Origin of the sequence: Hansschlegelia beijingensis (genome assembly GCF_045505405.1) — a bacterium.
GTDB lineage: Bacteria > Pseudomonadota > Alphaproteobacteria > Rhizobiales > Methylopilaceae > Methylopila > Methylopila beijingensis_A.
In genome coordinates this window covers 1-1,079 of the sequence record NZ_JBJKEX010000572.1, presented here as the reverse complement: position 1 = coordinate 1,079, position 1,079 = coordinate 1, and the positions used below count along the sequence as shown (strand labels likewise).

The window sequence follows — 1,079 nt, the reverse complement described above, 5'->3', positions numbered from 1 at the left end:
GCCCGGCCTCGCCTGCGCGGCCGAGCCGGTGATCGGCGGCGACGCGCTGGTTCAGTCGATCGCCGCCGCCTCGATCGTCGCCAAGGTGGTGCGGGACCGGATGATGCGCCGCCTCGGCGAATGCTTCCCCGTCTATGGCTTCGAGCGCCACATGGGCTACGGCACGCCCGAGCACATCGCCGCCCTGACGGCGCACGGCCCCTGCCAGCACCACCGCCGCGGCTTCGCGCCGATCGCCGCGCTGCTGGCGGCTTAACGGTTCGTTCACCGCGTTTCTGAACCCCGGCTTTACGTTACCGAACCGAGAATCCCGCCTGTCAGCAGCGTAACCCAGGCGGGTGTTTCATGGCGTTCCAGCGTACCGGCGCAGCCCGCGCCGAGCGGCCCGAGGGCTCCGCCCTCCCCCTCGACACGATCCTGATCGGCGACTGCGTCGCCGAGCTCGAGAAGCTGCCCGCCGGCTCGGTCGACATGGTGTTCGCCGACCCGCCCTATAATCTTCAGCTGCAGGGCGCGCTGCACCGGCCGGACGACAGCCTCGTCGACGCCGTCACGGATTCCTGGGACCGGTTCGAGAGCTTCTCGGCCTATGACGCCTTCACCCGGGCCTGGCTGCTCGCGGTGCGGCGCGTGCTGAAGCCCTCCGGCACGCTGTGGGTGATCGGCAGCTACCACAACATCTTCCGCGTCGGCTCGTCGCTGCAGGATCTCGGCTACTGGATCCTGAACGACGTGGTGTGGCGCAAAGCCAACCCGATGCCGAACTTCCGCGGCCGGCGCTTCACCAATGCGCATGAGACGCTGATCTGGGCCGCGCGCGGCGCGGACTCCAAGGGCTACACGTTCAATTACGAGGCGCTGAAGGCCGGCAACGAGGACCTGCAGCCGCGCTCCGACTGGCTGATCCCGATCTGCTCGGGCGCCGAGCGGCTGAAGGGCGAGGACGGCCGCAAGGTCCATCCGACGCAGAAGCCCGAGGCGCTGCTCGCCCGGGTGCTGCTGTCGGCCACGAAGCCCGGCGACGTGGTGCTCGACCCGTTCTTCGGCTCCGGCACCACCGGCGCGGTGGCGCGGCGGCT

Annotated in this window: 2 protein-coding genes; both read left to right on the top strand. The window is 70.0% G+C overall.

Annotated features, from left to right (window positions below):
* Positions 1-256 (top strand): ribonuclease H family protein (locus ACIKT0_RS18795; protein ID WP_474998513.1); only part of this gene is annotated, 256 nt, incomplete at its 5' end.
* A gap of 89 nt (positions 257-345) precedes the next feature.
* Positions 346-1,079, top strand: a 734-nt coding sequence (locus ACIKT0_RS18790) for a DNA-methyltransferase (RefSeq protein WP_407106822.1), incomplete at its 3' end; no start/stop codon positions are given.